Here is a 15,396-nt window from a genome sequence, read left to right as displayed (position 1 = left end):
AGCAGTGCGCCCAGAGTGGACGGTCAGCGACCGTCGTCCGTTCAGCCGGTGGTGGTCCGGGCCTGCGCCGGCACCTGGAGGAGATCAAGGCAGTTGCGCCACAGCGTCTCCAGCTGGGTCGGGTCGTTGAGCAACTTCGCGAGCAGGACCCGCCCCTCGATCTGGGCGACGATCGATCGGGCGGCCTCGCGGCTGTCGACCGCGGGGCCCGCCAGGCCGCGCTCCTTCGCCTGGACGACGACCTGCTCGATGAGGCTGATCTGCTCCTCGAAGATCTCCTGGAGCCGACCGCGGATCTCCTCGGCCTGGTTGCTGAGTTCGAGGGCGAGGTTGCCGAACAGGCAGCCCGCGACCACGCCGGCCTTCTGCTGGCCGACGCGCTGGACCTCCTCGGTGGCCTCGAACAGGTCCCGGAGCCGCTGTAGCGGGTCGCGCTCGCTGCCGAGCAGCTGCTCCCACTGGCGGCGCTGGGTGACCCAGTGCTCGTCGATGACGGTGCGGGCGAGCGCCTGCTTGGACTCGAAGAAGTAGTAGAAGCTGCCCTTCGGCACGCCCGCCGCCGCGCAGATCTCGGCCACGCCGAGCGCCGTGTAGCCGCGCTGCTCGATCAGCGTGGCGGCCGCGTCGAGGATCTTGTTCTTCGCGTCACTGGTCCGACCCATGCCTCGACGATACACGACCGGTCGGCTAGCTTTTAGTAGACCAGTCGTCTAGTGAAGGTGGTTCCCTCATGAACAGCAGTCAGAGCCAGAAGGTCGTTGTGATCACCGGGGCCTCCCAGGGCATCGGCGCCGACCTCGTGGCCGCCTACCGCAAGCTCGGGTACGGCGTCGTGGCGACCTCCCGCTCGATCGGCGCGTCCGACGACCCGGAGATCGTCACGGTTCAGGGCGACATCGCCGAGGCCGACACCGCCGAGCGGGTGGTGCGCGCCGCACTCGACCGCTTCGGGCGGATCGACACAGTGGTGAACAACGCCGGGGTCTTCGTCGCCAAGCCGTTCACCGACTACACCGACGAGGAGTTCGACCTGGTCACCGGGGTCAACCTCGCCGGGTTCTTCCACCTCACCCGACGGGTCCTGCCGCACCTGCTGGCCGGAGGCTCGGGGCACATCGTCAGCATCACGACCAGCTTCGTCGACCAGCCCAGTTCGCACGTTCCGTCGGCGCTCGCGTCGTTGACCAAGGGCGGCCTCAGCTCCGCCACCAAGTCCCTGGCCATCGAGTACGCGGCCCGGGGCGTACGGGTCAACGCCGTCGCGCCCGGCATCATCAAGACCCCGATGCACCCTGTCGAAACGCACCAGACGCTCGCGGGCCTGCACCCGGTCGGCCGGATGGGTGAGACCAGCGACGTCGTCGACGCCGTCCTCTACCTCGAGTCCGCCCCGTTCGTCACCGGCGAGATCCTGCACGTCGACGGCGGCCAGAACGCCGGCCACTGACCCCGCCACACCGAGCGGGCCGCCGACATCCCATCGATGTGGAGGCAGGATCCGCGCCGCCGGTGCGGATCCTGCCCGACGGCGACCGGAGAGACACCCCGCGCGGGGGTACGCCTCGTGCGCCGGTGGATCACCGGTCGCCGCCATCGGGCCCGACCCGGGTGCGTTCGATCGGCTGACGCCGGTCACGTGTGTCGGCTGGGCCGGCGATGCCTCGGCCGGCTCGGCTGGGCCGGCGATGCCTCGGCCGGCTCGGCTAGGCCGCCGGTTGTGCGGCGAAGAACTGCCACAACGCGTCGGCGACGAGGGTGGGTGCCGTCATGGTCACGAAGTGCGACTGACCCGGCCAGACGACGTAGCGGGCCGCCGGAATCGCCCTCGCGAGGGCGTTCATCGTGGTGGGCATCGGCTCCCAGGTGTCCGCGCCGGCCAGCAGGAGAGTAGGCACGGTGATCGAGGACCACCGGGTGATGTCGGTGCTGTCCTGTGCGAGCGCCTCCAGATCGTGCAGCCAGCCGACCGCCGAGCGGCGCGCCTCGACCGGGTCGGGCACCCGGTCGCCCGCTCCGGCGGCCATCGCGGCGACGATCTCGGCCGGAACCCGCGTCACGTCGTTCAGGGCCGCTGCCATCGCGGCGGCGTCGTCGCGCTCGAAGGCGGCGCGGTACCGGTCGAGCAGCGGCGCGACCTGCGGCCCGGCCGCGAAGAGCGGCGGCTCGAAGATCGCCAGGGAGCGTACGGCGCGCGGCTCGGCCAAGGTGGTGTGCAACGCCAGTGTCGCTCCGTAGGACGCGCCGACGAGATGGACGGGCCGGCCCGAGGATCGCCGGGCGGCCTCGATGACGGCGAGCAGGTCGGCGGTCTCGCTCCGGAAGGACTTGGTGCCGGCCGGGACGTCGCTGGGACCGTAGCCGCGCCGGGCCGGCATCCACACCTCGTGGTCCTGGGCCAGGTGCTCCGCCACGGTGGCCCAGGAGTGCAGCCCGCCACCCGAGCCGTGCACCAGGACGGCGGGGTCTCCGACGCCCAGTCGTCGTACCACCAGGTGGGTCCCGTCGGCCGACTCGACCGACTGATCGTGGCTGCTCACTGCTGCTCCTGTTTCTGGGTGGGCCAGTTGCTCAACGTGGTGTGCAGCGCGTCGAGGATCGACTGCCACGACGCGTCGACAGCGCGGGGGTGCCCGAAACCGTCGACCGTTTCGAGGCTCACGAAGCCGTGGAAGGTGCTCCGGACGAATCGGATGGCGTCGGTCAGGGCCGGCTCGTCGAGCCCGTACCCGCGCAGCATCGCGTAGCTCAGCTCGATCATGCGGAGGTGCCCGGCTGACCGGGTGCCGACCTCGGGCGGCAGTTGAAGCTGGGTCGCCGCGTACTGCCCCGGATGGGTGACGGCGAACGCGCGCCAGGCGTCGGCGAACCCGACCAGGGCCTGGCGGCCGGCCCGCCCCGCCACCGCGATCGCCAGCGCGTCGGCGAACGTGGCCGCCGCCCGGACCGCGACGTGCTCGATCAACGCGTCCCGGCTGCGGACGTGCACGTACAGGGCCGCGTCCGAGACCCCGAAGTGTCGGGCGACGGCCGCGACGGTCAACCGGGACAGGCCGACCGAATCCGCCAGTTCGGCCGCGGCGGCCGAGACGCGCGCGTTGGTCAGACCCTGCCGTGGCATACCGAACCTTTGCTTCGCTAGGAAATAACTTAGGGGCCCTAAGATAGCACCAGCCTGCCGGGTCGGGCAGGCATGAACTGCCCAGTCGGGGGAAGACCGGCCGTTCCACCGCCGAACAGGAGAGCCGGGATGAGAGCCGTCGTCTACACCGACGTCCGGACGGTCGCGGTGCGGGAGGTGTCCGACGCGACGCTGGAGGCGGAGACCGACGCGCTCGTGCGGATAACCTCCACCGCCCTGTGCGGCACCGACCTGCACATGTACGACGGACGCACCAGCGCCGAGCCCGGCCTGGTGCTCGGGCACGAACCGCTGGGTGTGGTGCAGGAGGTGGGCGCCGCGGTGCAGACCGTCCGGCCGGGGACCCGGGTGGTGATCCCCACGCACCTGTTCTGCGGGACGTGTGTGATGTGTGCCCGCGGGCTCTCGGCGGCCTGCCTGCGGGCCCGGGCCGAGGGGCCGGGCGCGGCGTACGGGTACGCCGGGATGGGTCCGTACCGGGGAGCGCAGGCCGACCTGCTGCGGGTGCCGTGGGCCGACGCCAACTGCGTACCGGTGCCCGGCGAGCCGGGGGACGCGTACGAGGACGACTTCGTGCTGCTGGCCGACGCGTTCGTCACCGGCTGGCACGCCGCCACCACCCTCGCCGAGGTCGGCCCCGGTGACACCGTGGCGGTGTTCGGCGCCGGCACGATCGGCCTGCTCGGCGCCTACTCGGCGCTGCTCCGAGGTGCCCGCGTCGTGTACTCCGTCGACGGCGTCGACGCCCGACTCGACAAGGCCGGCGAGATCGGCGCCGTGCCGATCGACTTCCGCCGGGGCGACCCGGTCGAGCAGATCCGGGCCGACCGGGCCCGGACCGGGCTGCCGCTCGGCGAGGAGAAACTGGGCGGGGTCGACAAGGTCATCGACGCGGTCGGGTTCCAGGCCCGCGACCGGGAGCACCCCGACCGGGAGCGTCCGAACCAGGTCATCGCCGACGCGGCCCGGCTGGTCAACGCCGCCGGCGCGATCGCGGTCGCCGGGGTGTACCCGGACCGGGACCCACACCCCGCGCCCGGCGCGGACGGTCACGAAAACCTGGTCGCGCCGTGGGGAGCGCTGTTCAGCAAGGGGGTCGCGGTCCGGTTCGGTCGCACCCACGACCGCCGCTACACGGTCCTGCTGCGGGACCTGGTCGTCGCGGGCCGGGCGCGGCCCAGCGTGATCGTCACCCACCACGGCACCCTGGCTGACGCCCCCGAGCTGTATCGCCACTTCGACCGGCGGGAGCACGGCGTGATCAAGGCGGTGCTGCACCCGAGCTGACCGGTCGACGCCCCGGCTGCGGGTCGCGGTGTGCCGTCACGAACTGCGCGTAACGGACGTCGGGGCACTGACCCGTCGTCCGGCGCACAGTGCTCCAGGATGGTGGCCGTCGATGCGTACGGCCGGTAGAGGCGTGGGTCACATCAGCTGACAGAGGTTCGTGGTGCGCCCCGCGTACGGCGCTGGGTTGATGCCCGATTCCCATCATTCGATGGCGTGGCATGTGCGCTGCGTTACCGGGTGCACCGCCCCTGAGGCATCTTTCCTGGTGGGAAAGCTGCGGGAACGGCCGGGGTCGATTGGCGCGTTGTCGCAGGTGAGCCTGGGTGCGGCGGCCAGGCCTGGGGCACCGGGAGGGGCTGTCGTTGCCGCTGTGGCGGACGAACACTGTGCGACATCTATATTACCGGATTGTTACTTTTTCAACAGTCCCTCGCCTTGCGGATGGCCCTCCGGCCGCAATACGTTGCCGTCAACAACAAAACCAAGTGAAGGTTCAACCTTCCGGAGGCAACCGATGACGTTGGCGAGGTGGTACGAGCGATGAGCGACGTGCCCATCCTCCTTGAGATGCGCTCCATCACCAAGGAGTTTCCCGGAGTCAAGGCCCTCTCCGACGTCAACCTGGTGGTTCGCGCCGGCGAGATCCATGCCATCTGCGGCGAGAACGGTGCGGGCAAGTCCACCCTGATGAAGGTGCTCAGCGGCGTGTACCCGCACGGCACCTACGACGGCAAGATCATTTACCAGGGGTCGGAGAGCAAGTTCTCCGACATCCGGGCCAGTGAGAACGCCGGCATCGTGATCATCCACCAAGAGCTCGCGCTCATTCCAGGGATGTCGATCGCCGAGAACATCTTCCTCGGCAACGAACCGCGCAAGCGGGGCGCGATCGACTGGAAGGCCGCGAACCGGATGGCGCTGGACCTGATGGCCCGGGTCGGTCTGGAAGAGGACCCGGACACCCTGATCAAGGACATCGGGGTCGGCAAGCAGCAGCTCGTGGAGATCGCCAAGGCGTTCGCCAAGGACGTGAAGCTGCTGATCCTCGACGAGCCCACCGCGGCGCTGAACGAGGCCGACTCCAAGCACCTGCTGGACCTGCTGCGCGGCTTCCGCTCCCGTGGCATCACCTCGATCATGATCTCGCACAAGCTGAACGAGATCGAGGCGATCGCCGACCAGATCACCATCCTGCGCGACGGCCGGACCGTGGAGACCCTCGACGTCAAGGCGGACGGGGTCGACGAGGACCGGATCGTGCGGGGCATGGTCGGCCGCGAGCTGAGCAGCCGGTTCCCGGACCACACGCCGAAGATCGGCGAGGTCTTCTTCGAGGTCCGCAACTGGAACGTCCGGCACCCGATCTCCGCCGAGCGGCAGGTCTGCAAGAACGAGAGCTTCGTGGTGCGCCGCGGCGAGATCGTCGGCTTCGCCGGTCTCATGGGCGCGGGTCGCACGGAACTCGCGATGAGTGTCTTCGGCCGCTCCTACGGGGTGTACGAGTCGGGCACGATCATCAAGGACGGCAAGGAGATCGTCCTGAAGTCGGTGGCGGATGCCATCGACAACGGGCTGGCGTACGTCAGCGAGGACCGCAAGGCGCTCGGCCTCAACCTGCTCGACGACATCAAGACGTCGACGGTGGCCGCCAAGCTGTCCAAGATCTCGCACCACGGCGTCCTGAACGAGGTCGAGGAGTACCAGGCGGCCGAGGCGTACCGCAAGGAGTTGCGGACCAAGGCCCCGACGGTCGACGAGGGCGTCTCCAAGCTCTCCGGCGGCAACCAGCAGAAGGTCGTCCTGGCGAAGTGGATGTTCAGCGACCCGGACCTGCTGATCCTCGACGAGCCGACCCGCGGCATCGACGTGGGCGCCAAGTACGAGATCTACGGCATCATCCAGCGGCTCGCCGACCAGGGGAAGGGCGTCATCGTCATCTCCTCGGAGCTGCCTGAGCTGATCGGGCTCTGCGACCGCATCTACACCGTGTTCGAAGGTGCCATCACGGGCGAGATCGCCCGGGCGGACGCGGACCCGGAGACCCTCATGAAGCAGATGACCTCGACGAAGAAGTTGGCCACCCGATGAGCCGTATCAAGGACCTTCAGAAGAACCTGTTTGGAGGCACGACCTCCAACGCCCGCCAGTTCGGGATGATCTTCACCCTGGTGGCGATCGTCTTGATCTTCCAGATCTGGACCAATGGGCTGACGCTGCGGTCGGACAACCTGATCGCGCTGTTCCAGCAGAACTCGTACATCCTGATCCTGGCCATCGGCATGCTGATGGTGATCGTCGCCGGGCACATCGACCTCTCGGTCGGCTCGGTCGCGGCATTCACCGGCATCCTGGTCGCCAAGTCGATGACCGAGTGGGATCTGCCCTGGCCCGCTGCCATCGTGTTCGGCCTCGCCATCGGCGCGGTGATCGGCGCGTGGCAGGGCTTCTGGGTGGCGTACGTCGGGGTGCCGGCGTTCATCGTCACCCTGGCCGGCATGCTGCTGTTCCGCGGTGGCAACCAGTTCATCGGCAACGCGCAGAGCATTCCGGTGCCGGAGGGCTTCCGGGAGATCGGCTCCGGCTTCCTGCCCGAGTTCGGGCCGAACACCGGCTACAACAACGCGACGCTGCTGCTCGGTCTGGCCGCCGCGGTGGCGGTGGTGTGGCGTGAGATCCGGGCCCGCAACACCCGTCGGGCCATGGACGCCGACCCGGCGCCGATGTGGATCTCGATCCTGCGGATGGCCGTCATGGTCGGGGTCATCGCCTTCGCGGCGCTGCGCTTCGCCAGCGGTCGCGTCGGCACCAGCTTCCCGATCTCGGGCATCATCCTGGTGGCGCTGGTCATCGCGTACTCCTTCTACACCCGCAACACGGCCGGCGGCCGGCACATCTACGCGGTGGGCGGCAACTCCCGGGCGGCCGAACTGTCCGGCGTGAAGCTCAAGCGGGTCAACTTCTTCGTCATGATGAACATGTCCGTCCTGGCCGCGCTGGCCGGCATGATCTTCGTGGCCCGCTCGCAGGCTTCCGGCCCGCAGGACGGCAACGGCTGGGAGTTGGACGCCATCGCCGCGGTCTTCATCGGCGGCGCGGCCGTCGCCGGCGGCATCGGCACCATCAGCGGCTCCATCGTCGGTGGTCTCGTCATGGCCGTGCTCAACAACGGCCTCCAGCTTCAGGGCGTGGGCACCGACAAGGTCCAGATCATCAAGGGCCTGGTCCTGCTGCTGGCCGTCGCGATCGACGTCTACAACAAGAGCCAGGGGCGGTTCTCCATCATCGGGAGCCTGATGCGGCCCTTCCGCCGCGAGGACTCCGCCCCACCCGCCTCACCGCCGGACGCGGAGCGCGAGCCCGCCAAGGCAGCGGTGTCCGGCTGACGGTCACCGACCTCTCCACCCGCCTCACCATCTAGAAAGGCAAGTCCTCACCATGCGTAAATTCTTCGGCACGTCGGTGGTGGCCATCAGCGCCGCCGCCATGCTGGCCCTCGCCGGCTGCGGTTCCGGCCGCGACGGCGACAGCGACTCCGGCGGCGAGGCCGCCAAGGGCTTCGCGGCGAACTCGCTGATCGGCGTGGCCCTCCCGGCCAAGACCTCGGAGAACTGGGTCCTCGCCGGCGACCTGTTCAGCAACGGCCTCAAGGAGGCCGGTTTCCAGGCTGACGTGCAGTACGCCGGCGCGTCGACCACTGTCGCCGACCAGCAGGCCCAGATCACCGCCATGACCACCAAGGGCGCCAAGGTCATCGTCATCGGCGCGACCGACGCCGCGCAGCTGGCGACCCAGGTCGCCGCGGCGCACGCCGCCGGCGCCAAGGTCATCGCCTACGACCGGCTCATCACCAACACGCCGGACCTCGACTACTACGTGGCGTTCGACAACTTCAAGGTCGGCCAGCTCCAGGGCCAGGCCCTGCTGGACGGCATGAAGGCCAAGAAGCCGAACGGCCCGTACAACATCGAGCTGTTCTCCGGCTCGCCGGACGACAACAACGCCGGTGTCTTCTTCAACGGCGCGATGGACGTGCTCAAGCCGGAGATCGACAAGGGCAACGTGGTCGTCGCCTCGGGTCAGAAGGACGTCAAGCAGACCGCCATCCAGGGCTGGAAGGCCGAGGGTGCGCAGGCCCGCATGGACCAGCTGCTGACCTCGACCTACGGCAACAAGGAGCTGGACGGCGTCCTCTCCCCGAACGACACGCTGGCCCGCGCCATCCTGACCTCGGTCAAGGGTGCTGGCAAGCCGACCCCGGTCGTCACCGGTCAGGACTCCGAGGTCGAGTCGGTCAAGTCGATCGTCAAGGGCGAGCAGTACATGACGATCAACAAGGACACCCGCAACCTGGTGAAGGAGACCATCAACATGGTCAAGGCTCTCCAGGCCGGCGACAAGCCGCAGGTGAACGACACCAAGTCCTACAACAACGGCAGCAAGGTCGTCGACACGTACCTGCTCCCGCCGGTCGCCGTCACCAAGGCGAACGCGGCTGAGGCGTACGCCAACGACCCGAAGCTCGCGCCGCTCACCAAGTAATCACCGCACGGTAGCTAGTAACGCCGATGGGTCCCGGGTCTCCTCTACCGGGACCCATCGTCGTCCCTGCACCCCCGCACCAACCGGCCTCGACCCGGAAGGAGGTCTGACCGTGGCGATACCAGTACGGGCCAGGCCAGCCGGCGTCGGCCGCAACGCCGAATCCCCGCTGCCGTCGGTTCCCGGCGCCAGCCAGGAGGAGATCCGGCGGCAGAACCTCGGCGCCGTGCTGCGCTACGTCCACCTGCACGGACCGACGTCCCGCGCCGAGTTGACCAGCCGGCTCGGCCTCAACCGAAGCACCATCGGCGCCCTCGCGGCGGACCTGGTCGCCAGCGGCCTGGTCACCGAGGAGGCTCCGACCACCGCCCGCCGCGCCGGCCGCCCTTCACTGGTCGTCAGCCCTCGCTCCGACCGGGTCTACGCCCACGCGTTGAGCATCGACGCGGACCGGCTGCGTGCCGCCCGGGTCGGCCTCGGCGGGCAGATCCTCGATCTGCGGGAAATCCCCCGACCCCGCGGCATGTCGGCGATCGAAGCCGTCGGGCCCCTCGCCGACCTGGTCCGCGACATGGAACGCTCCGTGGTCGGTGACGCGCTGCTGGTCGGCGGTGCCGCCGCGGTCACCGACACCACCCGCGACCCGGACGGCAGGATCCGGGTCGCCAGCATCGACGAGACGCTCGGTGCCACGCTGGAGGCGGAGTTCAGCTCGGGCCCCGGTTTCGTGGCCGGCGACCTGGCCGACATCGCCGGCCTGGCCGAGCATGTCCGGGGCGTCGCGGTCGGCATCGACGACGTCATCTACCTGCACGGCGATCTGGGCATCAGCGCCGGCCTGATCGTCGGTGGCCGACTGGTGATCGGCCACCGGGGCCACAGCGGCAAGGTCGGCCACATGGTCGTCAACCCCAACGGCCTGCCCTGCGGCTGCGGTTCACGCGGTTGCTGGGAGACCGAGATCTCCGAAGCCGCGCTGTTGCGGCACGCCGGCCGGGACCCGAGCGACCGAGCGGCGGTGGCCGAGGTGCTGCGCGCGGCGGCGGACGGCGACCCGACCGCCCGCGCGGCGGTCGAGCAGGTCGCGGACTGGCTCGGCTTCGGCGTGGCGAACCTGGTCAACGTGGTCAACCCGGACGCCGTGGTGTTCGGTGGCTCGCTGCGCGACATCTTCACCGCCGGTGCGGACGTGGTCCGGGACCGGCTCGACACCATGCCACTGCCCGCCTCCCGCGAGCACCTGCGGTTGCGCGCGGCGGCGCTCGGCCGCGACGCCGTCCTGATCGGCGCAGCCGAGTTGGCGTTCGACAAACTCCTGGCCGACCCGTTGAACGTCGGCGTCGCGGGCCAGGTCGGGACCGCCAACCCCGCGTAGCGGCGACTCCCCGCCGGTGCCGCCTGGCTCCGGAAGTGACCTGACGTCGGCCGCGACGACTGCCGCTGGCACACCCTGCCTCCACTCGATCTGGCCCCCATGGCCCTTCCCGTACGCGCTATCGTACGTTGTACGGTAATGCGGGCAGACAGTTGCGGGAGGGGAGCGCTCTGATGACAAGAGCCGACGCGATAGTGGCGCAGGGGCTGCGCAAGCGGTATCGGGACCGGTACGCGCTGGACGGGTTCGACCTGCGGGTGCCGCGGGGAACGGTGTGCGGCCTGCTCGGCCCGAACGGGGCGGGGAAGACCACCTCGGTACGGATCTGTCCACCCTGCTCCGACTCGACGAGGGTCGTGCCGAGGTGGCCGGCTTCGACGTGACCCGCCAGCCCGACCAGGTGCGCTACCGCATCGGGCTGGTGGGGCAGCATCCCGCGCTCGACGAGGCGCTGAGCGGCCGGCAGAATCTGGTGCTCTTCGGCCGGCTGTTCCACCTGGGCCGCCGCCGGGCCCGGCAGCGGGCGGTCGAGCTGCTGGACCGCTTCGGTCTCGCCGACGCCGCCGAGCAGCCGGTGAGCACGTACTCCGGCGGCATGCGCCGACGGCTCGACCTGGCGGCCGGCATGATCCTGGCTCCCGCGGTCCTCTTCCTCGACGAGCCCACCACCGGGCTGGACCCGCGCGGCCGCAACGAGGTGTGGGAGTCGGTCCGGGAGTTGGTACGCACCGGCACCACAGTGCTGCTCACCACCCAGCAACTGGACGAGGCCGACCAACTCGCCGACCGGATCTCGGTGGTCGAGGCCGGCCGGGTGATCGCCGAGGGAACTCCGGACGACCTCAAGACCCGGCTCGGCGGCGATCGGATCGAGGTGGTCGTCGCAGCGACGGCCGACCTTGCCGCCGCCGTCGCCCAGGTACGCCGGGCGGCCGACGACGAACCGACGGTCGACGTGGACCGGCGGATGGTGAGCGTCCGGGTCGGTCACCAGGCCGGTGCGCTCGTCGACGTGCTGCGGGCGCTCGACGCCGTGAACGTCCCGGTGGCGGACGTCGCGCTGCGCCGCCCAACCCTGGACGACGTGTTCCTGCACCTCACCGGGCACCGGGCGGCGACCGCCGAGGTGGCGGCATGAGCGCGGTGAGCATGCCGGCCCCGCCGGTGGACCTGACGCCCGGCCGGCCCGCCCTCCTGGGCGACAGCGGCACGCTGATCTGGCGCGGTCTCGCCCGGTGGCGACGCGATCCTGGCCCACTGATCGCCTCGCTCGGCTTCAACATCCTGATCGTGCTGATGTTCGCCTACCTGTTCGGTGGCGCGTTGCAGGTGCCCGGCGGTGGCAGCTACCGAGAGTTCCTGATGCCCGGCATGTTCGTGATGACCATGGTCTTCGGCATCAGCCTCACCACCATCGCCGTTGCCGAGGACCTGGAGCGCGGGGTGACCGACCGGCTCAGATCGATGCCCGTCTCACCGCTGGCGCCGCTGGCGGCCCGGGCGGTGGCCGACATGCTGTTCGCGGTGGTCACCCTCGGGGTCCTGCTGCTGACCGGTCTCGCAATCGGGTGGCGGGCACACGGTGGGCTCGGTGCCACGCTGGCGGCGGTGGGATTGATCCTGCTGCTGCGCTTCGCCCTGATCTGGGTCGGCATCTTCCTCGGGTTGGTCGCCCGTGGGCAGACCGCCGTGGTGGCCGTGCAGACCCTGGAGTTTCCGCTCGGCTTCCTCTCCAACGCGTTCGTCGCACCGTCCACCATGCCTGCGTGGCTCGGAGCGGTGGCCGCGTGGAACCCGCTGTCGGCGACCGTCGGCGCCACCCGTGAGCTGTTCGGCAACCCCGGTTGGGGCGGCGACTCCTGGGCGGCGCAGCACTATCCGTTGCTGGCGGTGCTCTGGCCGCTCGTCCTGGTCGCGGTCTTCCTGCCGCTCTCGGTCGCCCGGTACCGACGGCTGGCCGGCTGAGCTCGAGCCCGGATGGCGATCCGACTCTCTGTCGGTGGTCGTCGTTAGGCTCGCCGGCGTGGGTGTGCACCGACTCGATCGGGCCCAGGCGCGGCGGATCGCCATCCGGGCCCAGCTGCTGGCCGCTCCGCGTCCGACCGACCTGCTGACAGTGGTCCGCCAGTTGACCCTGGTGCAGATCGACCCGACCGCCGCCGTCGCGCCCAGCGCCGACCTCGTCTGCTGGAGCCGGCTCGGCTCGTCGTACCAGCCCACGCAGATGCGGGAGGCCCTCGAACGGGACCGGACGCTCTTCGAGCACCAGGCGATGGTGCGACCGATGGACGACCTGGGGCTCTTCCTCGCGGCGATGGCGGCGTCGCCCGGTCATGAGCGCCACCGCGAGTGGCTGCTCGCCAACGACTCGTTCCGACGGGACGTCCTCGACCTGCTCGGCCGTTCCGGTCCGCTGCTCTCCCGCGACATCCCGGACACGAGCGCCGTGCCCTGGCCGTCGTCGGGCTGGACCAACAACCGCAACGTCACCCAGATGCTGGAGTTCCTGGTCCTGCGCGGCGAGGTCGCGATCGCCGGCCGCCAGGGCCGACAGCGGCTCTGGGACGTGGCCGAGCGGGTCTACCCGGCCGACGTCCCCGTCATCGAGCTGGAGCATGCGCGCCGACTTCGCAACGAGCGACGGCTGCGGGCGCTGGGCATCGCTCGGGAGAAGGCGGTGGTCGTGCCCGGCGAGCCGGCCGAGGTCGGTGACGCCGGCGAGCCAGCGATCATCGAGGGCGTCGCGGGGGAGTGGCGTGTGGACCCGGCCGCGCTCGGTCAGCCCTTCACCGGGCGTACGGCGCTGTTGTCGCCGTTCGACCGGCTGGTGCACGACCGGGTCCGCCTCGCCGACCTCTTCGAGTACGAGTACGTGCTGGAGATGTACAAGCCCAAGGCGAGTAGACGGTGGGGCTACTTCGCGCTGCCGATCCTGCATGGTGATCGGCTGGTCGGGAAGGTGGACGCCACGGCCGAGCGCCGGCGCGGCAAGCTCACCGTGCACGCCGTCCACGAGGACCTGCCCTTCACCCCCGAGGTGACCCGGGCCGTGCACGAGGAGCTGCACGGCCTGGCGTCCTGGCTGTCGCTGACCGTCGAGGGCCTGCGCTGACGCGTGATCGCCGGGGCCCCCGCTCCCCGACGACCACCCGTCGCCCCGCTAGGCGATCCGGCGTATCCGGCGCACCGCCAGGTAGAGCAGGAGCACGGCGAGGGCGACGAAGATGCCCGTCTCGATGCCCTGGAACAGCCAGAACCGGTCCGCCGGCTGGTAGAGCTGCCAGTTGTACGCGCCCGGTTCGAGGCCCAACTCGGACCCGCAGACCCGACCGTCCGGCCCCTTCCCGCCCGGCGGGCACTGGATCCGGGTGTCCTCCGCGATCATCGTCCCGTCGGGGTTCCGGACGCCCTGGGTGAGGATCCAGTCCCCCCGGCTGATCTCGGGCGGCCCATCCCCCTCGATCGGGAAGGTCTTGGTGCGGGCGGCCTGGTAGTGCGGACGGGCCAGGATCTCCACCGCCGCCCGTACGCCGATGAACCCGGCGAGGGTGATGCCCATGGCGGGCAGCATTCGCTTCCACACCGTGCCGGCGAAGATGCCGAGCGCCACGGCGAAGAGGGTGTAGCCGATCGGGGCGATGCCCTGCAGATCGAAGACGATCATGCCGAGGCGGCCCTCCTGAGCGGCCTGGGTCAGCGGCTCCACCCACCAGGACATGCCCAGCCCGTAGCCGATCGCGAGGACCAGCACGGACACGCCGACCAGCCCGAACTTCACCAGGGCCCACCGGTTGCGGCCGACACCCTGGGTCCAGACGAACCGGTGCGTACCCTGCTCCACCTCCCGGGCGACCAGTGGGGCGCCCCAGAACAGGCCGACCAGCACCGGCAGGGTGATCAGCAGTACGGCCACCAGGTTGAGGCTGCTGTACTGGTTGCTGAAGCGGTGGAAGCCCGCGTCGCAGGTCTCGCGGGTCGTCTGCGCCACGTCGGCGCGGGCAAGCTGGCTGACGCAGTCCGCCAGCCCGAGGTCGCCGAAGGTGTTCCGCATCGACAGGCCGATCGGGACCAGCAGAGCGGCGAGTGCCGCGAACCCCAGCAGGGTGTAGAACGCCTGCTTGCGATGTTGCCGCCAGGTCAACCAGATCATGCTGCTACCCCCCACTCGCTGTGACTGGTCTGCGTGGTGCCGTCGGCCAGGTAGGCCAGTACGACGTCCTCCAGGCTCACCTCGCGGACCGTCCAGGCCGGATCGGTGACCGGCCCGTCGGTGCGGACGAGCAACGTGGACTGCCGGTCGGTGTGGCTGGCCCGGATGACTGCGGTGACGCCCCCGACAGCGCCGCCGTCGTGCCGCGGCCCGACGAGCTGCCGGTGCCCGGCGACCAGGTCGTCGACCGCGCCGGTGAGCTGCACCTGGGAGGCGTTCAGCACGATCAGGTAGTCGCAGACGCGTTCCAGGTCGGCCAGCAGGTGCGAGGAGAGCAGAACGGTGGTGCCCGACTCCGCGACGCTGCCCATCAACGACTGGAGGAACTCCCGTCGAGCCAGGGGGTCGAGGCTGGCGACCGGTTCGTCGAGCAGCAGCAGCCGTGGCTGCTTGGCCAGTGCCAGAGCAAGCGCGACCTGGGCCCGTTGACCGCCGGAGAGCTTGCCGACCGGCTTGTCCGGCGGTATGCCGAGCTGGGCCAGCCGCCGGCGGGCCAACGCCGCGTCCCACCGCTTGTTCAGCTTGCCGCCGACGATGACCAGCTCGGACGCCGTGAAGTCCCGGTACAGCGGGGTGTCCTGGGCGACGAACCCGATGTCGGCCAGTCCCTCCGTGTCACCGTACGGGGAGCGACCGAACACTCGGACCGTGCCGGCATCGGGTTTGAGCAGCCCGACGGCCAGGTGCAACAGCGTGCTCTTGCCCGCGCCGTTCGGCCCGACCAGCGCGGCGATCCTGCCGGCCGGCAGATGCAGAGAGCAGTCCCGCAACGCCCAGGTGCTGCCGTACCGCTTGCCGAGCCGGTCTGCTTCCAAGACCATGTCCATCCCTTGTCCTCTCGTT

The 15,396-nt window shown here is 70.1% G+C and carries 13 protein-coding genes and 1 pseudogene; 9 read left to right on the top strand and 5 right to left on the bottom strand.

What is annotated here, in order from left to right; genetic code table 11:
* Window positions 1-41: 41 nt before the first annotated feature.
* Complete coding sequence (locus tag ABTW72_RS09535; protein WP_350856442.1) at window positions 42-662, bottom strand: TetR family transcriptional regulator C-terminal domain-containing protein; 621 nt, start codon at window positions 660-662, stop codon at window positions 42-44.
* A gap of 68 nt (window positions 663-730) precedes the next feature.
* On the opposite strand from ABTW72_RS09535, the gene ABTW72_RS09530 reads away from it, so the two are divergent.
* A complete protein-coding gene (locus ABTW72_RS09530) occupies window positions 731-1,447 on the top strand; it encodes an SDR family NAD(P)-dependent oxidoreductase (protein ID WP_350856439.1) in 717 nt (238 codons plus the stop codon).
* 256 nt (window positions 1,448-1,703) lie between these two features.
* Here ABTW72_RS09530 and ABTW72_RS09525 read toward each other — a convergent pair whose 3' ends face one another.
* The gene (locus ABTW72_RS09525; protein WP_350856436.1) at window positions 1,704-2,537 is read right to left on the bottom strand and encodes an alpha/beta fold hydrolase; all 834 of its coding nucleotides are present in this window, start codon (window positions 2,535-2,537) and stop codon (window positions 1,704-1,706) included.
* Entirely contained in the window at window positions 2,534-3,118 is a 585-nt protein-coding gene (locus tag ABTW72_RS09520; protein WP_350856433.1) for a TetR/AcrR family transcriptional regulator, read from the bottom strand. The genes ABTW72_RS09525 and ABTW72_RS09520 overlap by 4 nt, the downstream gene beginning before the upstream one ends.
* Window positions 3,119-3,247: 129 nt before the next feature.
* Here ABTW72_RS09520 and ABTW72_RS09515 point away from each other — a divergent pair, with 129 nt between their 5' ends.
* From ABTW72_RS09515 to ABTW72_RS09480, 8 genes and pseudogenes are all read left to right on the top strand, one after another.
* Window positions 3,248-4,426 (top strand): alcohol dehydrogenase catalytic domain-containing protein, encoded by a 1,179-nt coding sequence (locus ABTW72_RS09515; RefSeq protein ID WP_350856430.1) that lies wholly within the window; start codon window positions 3,248-3,250, stop codon window positions 4,424-4,426.
* 543 nt (window positions 4,427-4,969) lie between these two features.
* A complete protein-coding gene (gene mmsA / locus ABTW72_RS09510; protein ID WP_350856427.1) occupies window positions 4,970-6,517 on the top strand; it encodes a multiple monosaccharide ABC transporter ATP-binding protein in 1,548 nt (515 codons plus the stop codon).
* Window positions 6,514-7,812, top strand: coding sequence for a multiple monosaccharide ABC transporter permease (mmsB, locus tag ABTW72_RS09505; RefSeq protein ID WP_350856424.1), 1,299 nt, complete (start codon window positions 6,514-6,516; stop codon window positions 7,810-7,812). Before mmsA ends, mmsB begins: the two co-directional genes overlap by 4 nt.
* A gap of 52 nt (window positions 7,813-7,864) precedes the next feature.
* Window positions 7,865-8,968, top strand: coding sequence for a substrate-binding domain-containing protein (locus ABTW72_RS09500; protein ID WP_350856421.1), 1,104 nt, complete (start codon window positions 7,865-7,867; stop codon window positions 8,966-8,968).
* A gap of 112 nt (window positions 8,969-9,080) precedes the next feature.
* Window positions 9,081-10,343 (top strand): ROK family transcriptional regulator, encoded by a 1,263-nt coding sequence (locus ABTW72_RS09495; protein ID WP_350856418.1) that lies wholly within the window; start codon window positions 9,081-9,083, stop codon window positions 10,341-10,343.
* Between the two features lie 173 nt (window positions 10,344-10,516).
* Window positions 10,517-11,481: pseudogene (locus ABTW72_RS09490) on the top strand (ATP-binding cassette domain-containing protein).
* Window positions 11,478-12,308: an ABC transporter permease gene (locus tag ABTW72_RS09485; RefSeq protein ID WP_350856415.1), complete on the top strand. Its 831-nt coding sequence runs from the start codon at window positions 11,478-11,480 to the stop codon at window positions 12,306-12,308. The pseudogene ABTW72_RS09490 and the gene ABTW72_RS09485 overlap by 4 nt, the downstream one beginning before the upstream one ends.
* Before the next feature lie 58 nt (window positions 12,309-12,366).
* Window positions 12,367-13,455, top strand: coding sequence for a DNA glycosylase AlkZ-like family protein (locus ABTW72_RS09480; protein ID WP_350856412.1), 1,089 nt, complete (start codon window positions 12,367-12,369; stop codon window positions 13,453-13,455).
* Window positions 13,456-13,503: 48 nt separating this feature from the next.
* Here the strand turns inward: ABTW72_RS09480 and ABTW72_RS09475 are convergent, their stop codons facing one another.
* On the bottom strand, window positions 13,504-14,493 hold the full coding sequence (locus ABTW72_RS09475) for an ABC transporter permease (protein WP_350856409.1): 990 nt from the start codon (window positions 14,491-14,493) through the stop codon (window positions 13,504-13,506).
* Window positions 14,490-15,380, bottom strand: coding sequence for an ABC transporter ATP-binding protein (locus ABTW72_RS09470; RefSeq protein ID WP_350856406.1), 891 nt, complete (start codon window positions 15,378-15,380; stop codon window positions 14,490-14,492). Before ABTW72_RS09470 ends, ABTW72_RS09475 begins: the two co-directional genes overlap by 4 nt.
* Window positions 15,381-15,396 lie beyond the last annotated feature (16 nt).

The organism is Micromonospora sp. NPDC127501 (assembly GCF_040302185.1).
In the GTDB taxonomy this organism is placed as follows: Bacteria; Actinomycetota; Actinomycetes; order Mycobacteriales; family Micromonosporaceae; genus Micromonospora.
This window is presented reverse-complemented; position numbering and strand designations above follow the sequence as displayed.

Excerpts from the sequence above, each read along its gene's own strand:
- ABTW72_RS09520 (WP_350856433.1), bottom strand. The coding sequence starts at position 3,118 with ATGCCACGGCAGGGTCTGACCAACGCGCGCGTCTCGGCCGCCGCGGCC.
- mmsA (WP_350856427.1), top strand. The coding sequence starts at position 4,970 with ATGAGCGACGTGCCCATCCTCCTTGAGATGCGCTCCATCACCAAGGAG.
- ABTW72_RS09515 (WP_350856430.1), top strand. The coding sequence starts at position 3,248 with ATGAGAGCCGTCGTCTACACCGACGTCCGGACGGTCGCGGTGCGGGAG.
- mmsB (WP_350856424.1), top strand. The coding sequence starts at position 6,514 with ATGAGCCGTATCAAGGACCTTCAGAAGAACCTGTTTGGAGGCACGACC.
- ABTW72_RS09475 (WP_350856409.1), bottom strand. The coding sequence starts at position 14,493 with ATGATCTGGTTGACCTGGCGGCAACATCGCAAGCAGGCGTTCTACACC.
- ABTW72_RS09485 (WP_350856415.1), top strand. The coding sequence starts at position 11,478 with ATGAGCGCGGTGAGCATGCCGGCCCCGCCGGTGGACCTGACGCCCGGC.
- ABTW72_RS09470 (WP_350856406.1), bottom strand. The coding sequence starts at position 15,380 with ATGGACATGGTCTTGGAAGCAGACCGGCTCGGCAAGCGGTACGGCAGC.
- ABTW72_RS09500 (WP_350856421.1), top strand. The coding sequence starts at position 7,865 with ATGCGTAAATTCTTCGGCACGTCGGTGGTGGCCATCAGCGCCGCCGCC.
- ABTW72_RS09535 (WP_350856442.1), bottom strand. The coding sequence starts at position 662 with ATGGGTCGGACCAGTGACGCGAAGAACAAGATCCTCGACGCGGCCGCC.
- ABTW72_RS09530 (WP_350856439.1), top strand. The coding sequence starts at position 731 with ATGAACAGCAGTCAGAGCCAGAAGGTCGTTGTGATCACCGGGGCCTCC.